Origin of the sequence: Gelidibacter salicanalis, from assembly GCF_016469035.1 — a bacterium.
Classification (GTDB): Bacteria; Bacteroidota; Bacteroidia; order Flavobacteriales; family Flavobacteriaceae; genus Gelidibacter; species Gelidibacter salicanalis_A.
In genome coordinates this window covers 150,263-157,348 of sequence record NZ_JAEHJZ010000034.1, presented here as the reverse complement: position 1 = coordinate 157,348, position 7,086 = coordinate 150,263, and the positions used below count along the sequence as shown (strand labels likewise).

The window sequence follows — 7,086 nt, the reverse complement described above, 5'->3', positions numbered from 1 at the left end:
AGGTAAGAAAGTCAATTTAACTGTATCGAGCCAGGAGTTTATCAGACGCTTTGCCCTGCATGTTTTACCCAAGGGATTTACCAGGATACGGCATTATGGTATTTTGAGCAGCAGCTGGAAAAAGGAGAAGTTGCCAAAACTACAGGTAGAACTGGCTACGGTAAAGGTGGAACCTGTCAGAACAAAAGAGCCACTTTTGCACCGCCGATGTCCTGTCTGTAAAAAAGGGAGATTGCATACGATACTCTTGTTCAATGACCGTGGTCCTCCCGTTAATTGGCGCGTTTTACTAAAAGATAGAAAATTGAATATGAGCAGCTAAAAATTATTCTGCAAAGGCGGACTGGCTCTGCTATGCCTTGACTATAAAATTAAAGGATAAAAACCAGAGATTGTCAACCAAAACAAATAGAAAACTGCAAAGAATGTAGACAATAATTTAGATCTATACATTTTGACCACACAAATACTAGCGCAAACTCCTAGTATCCTTCACTCAACTTAGCGTTTTACCCATAAGACGGCAAATCAACCGGATTCGTCAACACAGTATTCAGCTCTGGCCTATCGGCGAGCCGAATCCTTAGTTATTTGCATCAGTTTTAAATTCGCCACTATTTTGAGCCTGAAGCGCTGTTGAAACGAGAATAAAAAATAAAAATAAATAACTGCTCATTGGTCAGTAGTTAATTGGGTATGGTTTTGTTATGAATGTTTCTCAATCCATAACCTCGCATTTACAAAAGCCTCTAACCACGGCGATACTTCATCTTTTCTGTCTTCTGGATAGTGTGCCCAATTCCATTGAAATATAGAGCGCTCAATATGTGGCATGGTGACCAAGTGTCTTCCTGTGCTGTCACACATCATGGCGGTATTAAAGTCAGAACCATTTGGATTTGCAGGATAGCCTTCGTAACCATATTTTGCAACAATTTGGTACTCATCTTCTGAAAGGGGCAATTTGAATTTGCCCTCACCATGAGAAATCCACACGCCTAATGTACTACCTTCTAAGGTTGATAGCATCACAGAGTTGTTGTTTTGGATTTCAACAGATGTAAAGCCACTTTCGTGTTTGTTTGACTCGTTGTAGGTCAATTTGCCGTGACTGGCATGTTCCGGATTTACCAACTCCAATTCCATCCAAAGTTGTGCGCCATTACAAATACCGACAGTTAGGGTGTCTTCCCTTTTAAAGAAGTCCTTAATCACTTTATTGGCTTTTTCATTATATTTGATAGCACCAGCCCATCCTTTTGCAGAACCTAGCACATCAGAGTTTGAGAAACCTCCGACGGCACCTAAGAATTGAATGTCCTCTAAGGTTTCACGACCTGAAATCAAATCAGTCATGTGTACATCTTTAACGTCAAATCCTGCCAGGTACATGGCGTTCGCCATTTCTCTTTCAGAGTTTGAACCTTTCTCACGTAAAATGGCAGCTTTTGGACGTTGGTTTACGCCTTCGGTAGGCTCTAAAAGCCCAGTGAAATGTGCAGGGAATTTAAAGTGTAAGGGTTGATTTTTATAATTATCAAAACGATCTTGCGCCAATCCTTGTGCGGTTTGCTTTTGATCAAGTAAGAAGGAGGTTTTGAACCAGGTATCTCTCAGTTTTGAAACGGTCAGATTATAAACATCTGTGCCATTGATGATGTTCAAGTTATCGCCTTCCGCAACAGCTCCTATTTTGAAAAATTCAATATCTGCAGTCTTAAGAATATCTTCTGGGGAAGCGTCAATGGTTTGAAAAACAATCCCGGAATTTTCAGCAAATAACAGTTTGAAAGAATCGTCCTCATCTAAAGCGGTTAAATCCAACTTGGCACCTAAGTTTTTGTCTGCAAAACACAGTTCCAACAACGTTGTAATCAATCCGCCTGAAGCCACATCATGACCAGCAACAATTTGATTGTTCTTTATTAAATCTTGAATGGTATTGAATACCGTTTTTACATAGGATGCATTCTGAACCTTTGGCGCCTCGTCTCCGATTTTATTTAAGATTTGAGCAAAAGAACTCCCGCCTAATTTAAAATCATCTTGTGAAAGATTAATATAATAGACCGGTCCCGCGTCCCTTTTAAATACAGGTTCTACAACTTTAGTAATATCGTTACAATTGGCTGCTGCAGAAATAATCACCGTTCCTGGAGAAATGACCTCTTCGTTTGGGTATTTCTGCTTCATGGAAAGCGAATCTTTTCCTGTAGGTACATTGATTCCTAAATCGATCGAAAATTCAGAAACTGCCTTTACTGCTTCATAAAGACGCGCATCCTCTCCTTCATTTTTACAAGGCCACATCCAATTGGCGGAAAGTGACACACTTTGCAAGCCGTCCTTTAAAGGTGCCCAAATAATGTTGGTTAGTGCTTCAGTAATACCATTTCTACTTCCCGCTACAGGATCAATCAACCCTGCAATAGGCGAGTGGCCGATAGAAGTAGCAACCCCTTCTTTGCCTTTATAATCCAATGCCATTACCGCTACGTTGTTGAGTGGTAACTGTAATGGGCCCGCACATTGTTGTTTGGCCACTTTACCGCCCACGCAGCGGTCCACTTTATTGGTAAGCCAATCTTTACAGGCTACAGCTTCTAACTGCAATAATTGGTTTAAATAATCAGAAAATTTATCTTTAGTATAGGTAACCGCTTCGTAATTCCTAGTGATAGTAGAGTCTGTCATTATTGTTTTAGGAGAACTTCCAAACATGTCAACCATTTCCAAATCCATCGGTTTCTCTCCTGTTGTTTTGGATTCGAAAGTAAATCGATGATTTCCGGTAACGTCTCCCACGGTGTACATTGGTGAACGCTCACGATCGGCTATTTTTTGTAGCGTATTAATATGTTTTTCAGCAATCACCAAGCCCATACGTTCTTGCGATTCATTACCGATAATCTCTTTTGCAGAAAGTGTAGGATCTCCAACTGGTAATTTGTCCAAATCGATAAGTCCGCCAGTGTCTTCAACCAACTCGCTCAAACAGTTTAAATGTCCGCCAGCACCATGATCGTGAATGGAAACAATAAAATTCTCTTCACTTTCAACCATCCCACGAACAGCGTTTGCGGCACGTTTTTGCATCTCCGGATTGGAACGTTGTACCGCATTTAGAGTGATTCCTGTAGAAAACTCACCGGTATCTGCAGATGATACTGCGGCACCACCCATACCAATTCGGTAGTTTTCTCCGCCTAAGACAACTATTTTATCGCCTGTTTTAGGCGTGTCTTTTAAGGCTTGATCTGCTTTTCCGTAACCAATACCTCCCGCTTGCATGATCACTTTGTCATAGCCTAATTTTCGAGGAGACCCTTCGACTGCGCTCAGGGTGGCATCCTGCTGCTCATTATGTTCAAACGTTAAAACAGAGCCACAAATTAAGGGTTGTCCGAATTTGTTGCCAAAATCAGAGGCACCATTGCTTGCCTTAATTAGAATATCCATTGGGGTTTGGTACAGCCAAGGACGGGCTTCCATTTTTTGTTCCCACGGTCGTTCTTCTTCCAATCGTGAATACGAGGTCATATACACCGCGGTTCCAGCCAAAGGCAACGAGCCTTTTCCGCCTGCCAATCGGTCTCTTATTTCTCCGCCTGAACCAGTAGCAGCACCATTAAATGGCTCTACAGTGGTTGGAAAGTTATGAGTTTCGGCTTTTAATGATATTACCGATTCGTAATTTTTAGTGTGATAAAAGTCTGGCTTGTCCGCTGTTTTGGGTGCAAATTGCTCTACAGTTGGGCCTTTTATAAAGGCAACGTTATCTTTATATGCTGAGACAATAGTATTTGGGTTCTTATTGGAAGTTTCCCTTATCATCTTAAACAATGATGTTTCTTTCTCTTCTCCATCAATTACAAAAGTGCCATTGAATATTTTATGACGACAATGTTCACTATTCACTTGCGAGAATCCAAATACTTCAGAATCCGTTAATTTTCTTCCTATTTTTTTGGAAACGCCTTCTAAGTAGTCGATTTCTTCATCATTCAGGGCTAAACCTTCCTTTTGATTATAGGCTGCGATATTGCCAATTTCTAAAATGGCTTCTGGTTGGATGTGTATGGTGAAGGAGTCTTGATTGAGTCCTTGATATTTTTCAGATATCATCGGATCATAATCTTTGAAATCTTCAGTCACTGATTGAAATTCCTCAATACGGATAATGTCAGAAACCCCCATATTTTGGGTAATTTCTACAGCATTGGTACTCCATGGCGTAATCATTGCAGCTCGAGGACCAACAAAAAAAGCATCGAGAGATGCTTGTTCTATTTTAGGTTGATTGCCAAACAACCACACCAATTTAGCGATGGTCTCAGGGTCTAATTCTTTTGTTGTTTGAACAGCGAATAGCTTGCTGCTTGCGTTTCCAAAGAAGTGAATCATTATGTCTTAGTTTGTGGCTGCGGTTTAAGCAGGCCTATTGTGTTTTGAAAGTGCAAAATTAATCTATTTTAAGCATATTATTTTAAATTACAGCATAAAAAAAAGCGGTCTTTAAGAGATCGCTTTTTGAGATAATTTATATACTATTGGACACCTCCATTATCACTTATTTCGGTGGACAAATAAAACTTTTAAAGTTTAGTTTTTCTGGATAAGAGCCATATAAAACCCGTCAAACCCTGAGGTGTGGGACAATACCTTGGAGTCTTTCACAAACGTGAAATCTTTACCAATTTCTGATTTCAAAAATTCTTTTACTTGCTCTTGATTTTCTGAGGGTAAAATAGAACACGTGGCGTACACCAATTGACCTCCAGATTTCACGATTCTTGCGTACTGCTGTAAAATTTCCTGTTGGGTTTTTTTGATGTTTTCAATAAATTCTGGTTGCAGTTTCCATTTGGCATCCGGATTTCTCCTCAGTACGCCCAAGCCTGAACACGGTGCATCAATCAATACACGGTCTGCCTTATCATACAGTTTCTTGATGACTTTTGTGCTTTCAATAGCACGTGTTTCTACATTAAAAACACCGTTACGCTTGGCTCTTCGTTTGAGTTCGTTAAGTTTATTGCCATAAATATCAAGTGCGATCACCTGACCTTTATTTTGCATTAATGTGGCAATATGCAATGCTTTTCCACCAGCACCAGCACAGGTATCTACCACACGCATCCCAGGTTCAACATTTAAAAATTCAGCTACCAATTGTGATGAGGCATCCTGTACTTCAAAATGGCCATTCTTAAAAGCTTCAGTTTGAAACACATTAGCGCGTTCTTTTAATTTTAGAGCGTCGGGGTAATTTGGTAAGAATTCTGTTTCAATATCCAAATCAAACAATTCCGCTTGAAGCTTTTCCTTAGTGGTTTGTAGGGTGTTGACCCTTAATATGACATCAGCTTGTTGGTTTAAAGCACTGATTTCTTTCGTCCATAGTTCTGCGCCCAATTCTTTCTCACCCATTTCATCCATCCAATCAGGGATAGACTCTCTGTATTTTCTGATTTTTGAAAGTTCATCAAATTTGCCTTTGATTTTTCGGGTAGGTGTATTTTCAAAATAAGACCAATCCGGGAGTTTAATACCTTTTAAGGTTGCCCAAACTGCAAACATTCTCCAAATATTATCTCTATCAAAAGGTTCTTTTACTTCGGCAATTTCTGCATAAAGGCGTTTCCATCTTACAATATCGTAAGTAGTTTCTGCCACAAAAGCGCGATCGCGGGCTCCCCAACGTTTGTCGCGTTTTAATAGTTGTTGTATGACTTTGTCAGCGTATTGACCTTCATTAAAAACGAGCATCAATCCATCAATAACTGCAAAACATAGATTTCTGTGTAACCTCATTTGTTAAGTTGTTTATTGTGAGTCGTATAATTGAACGACTGTAGTTTAATATAAAAAATTGCGATTGCAAAGTTACGCTAAAATGCTGCGATTGTAGCCTTATTTTAATATTTTTAATGCGAAAACAATTACCTTTCCGCAAAAAATACAATGATGAGAATATGCCTGTGCTTTTTGCTGATTACAACGATTTTTTCTTGTAAAACTGACGAACCTAAAGTCGCTAATATCATTGACGCCGTTGACATAGAAACCATCTATACCGATTCGCTTTTGAGTATTAGAGCTATTGATGTAGCGTCAGACAAAAGCATTGCATTTGCTGCCAATAATGGAGTATTTGGGTTGTACAACCCGCTGACGGATCAATGGGGGACTGCAAAACAGAGCTATGATACATTAAATTTACAGTTTAGGGCTGTGGCCAGAACCGTCAATGATTTTTTTATGTTGAGTGTTGAAAATCCGGCGCTCTTATTTAAAACAGGAGAAACTGGAGCCATGGAAGTGGTTTATAAAGAAGCACATGAAAAGGTGTTTTATGATGCCTTAGCATTTTGGAACTCTGAAGAAGGTATTGCCATTGGCGATCCAACCGAAGACTGCATGAGCATTATTGTTACGCGTGATGGTGGGGAAACCTGGAACAAAATTGCTTGCGGTCAATTGCCAAAAGTAAAAGAAGGTGAAGCGGCCTTTGCCGCCAGTAACAGTAATATTGCTATTGTTGGGAATAACACTTGGATTGCCACAGGTGGTAAGACCAGCCGTATATTATACTCTTCAGATAAAGGGAAGTCTTGGGAGGTTTTTGAAACTCCAATGCTTAATGGAGAAGCTACTACGGGCATTTATTCAATTGATTTTTATGACGACAAAAACGGATTTGCTATTGGAGGCGATTATACCAATCCTGAATTAAATTCAGCCACTAAAATGAAAACCTCAGATGGTGGCAGAACTTGGCAATTGGTAGCCGATGGTGCAGAACCAGGTTATAGAAGTTGTGTGCAATATGTTCCTAATAAGGGAGGGAAAGAATTGGTAGCCGTTGGGTTTAAAGGCATTGATTATTCCAATGATTCAGGAAACAGTTGGAAACATTTAAGTGATGAAGGTTTTTATACTATCAGATTTTTAAATGATAGTGTGGCCTATGCCGCGGGCCAAGGCAGAATCTCGCGATTAAATTTTAAGTAGACTTTGCATAAACTTATAAAAAAATCCCAAATTTCTTTATTAGGAATTTGGGATTTTATTTATGTTGCGATC

The 7,086-nt window shown here is 39.6% G+C and carries 4 protein-coding genes; 2 read left to right on the top strand and 2 right to left on the bottom strand.

Going from position 1 to position 7,086, the window contains the following annotated elements; genetic code table 11:
• Window positions 1-322, top strand: a 322-nt coding sequence (locus JEM65_RS22960; protein ID WP_199600873.1) for a transposase, incomplete at its 5' end; no start/stop codon positions are given.
• A 383-nt stretch (window positions 323-705) separates the two neighbouring features.
• On the opposite strand, the gene purL is transcribed toward JEM65_RS22960, so the two are convergent.
• Together purL and JEM65_RS14375 are read right to left on the bottom strand one after the other, a co-directional pair.
• Window positions 706-4,404 (bottom strand): phosphoribosylformylglycinamidine synthase, encoded by a 3,699-nt coding sequence (gene purL, locus JEM65_RS14380; RefSeq protein WP_199600864.1) that lies wholly within the window; start codon window positions 4,402-4,404, stop codon window positions 706-708.
• A gap of 198 nt (window positions 4,405-4,602) precedes the next feature.
• Entirely contained in the window at window positions 4,603-5,814 is a 1,212-nt protein-coding gene (locus JEM65_RS14375) for an RsmB/NOP family class I SAM-dependent RNA methyltransferase (protein WP_199600862.1), read from the bottom strand.
• Window positions 5,815-5,967: 153 nt separating this feature from the next.
• Here JEM65_RS14375 and JEM65_RS14370 point away from each other — a divergent pair, with 153 nt between their 5' ends.
• On the top strand, window positions 5,968-7,014 hold the full coding sequence (locus tag JEM65_RS14370; protein ID WP_199600894.1) for an oxidoreductase: 1,047 nt from the start codon (window positions 5,968-5,970) through the stop codon (window positions 7,012-7,014).
• Window positions 7,015-7,086: the final 72 nt, after the last annotated feature.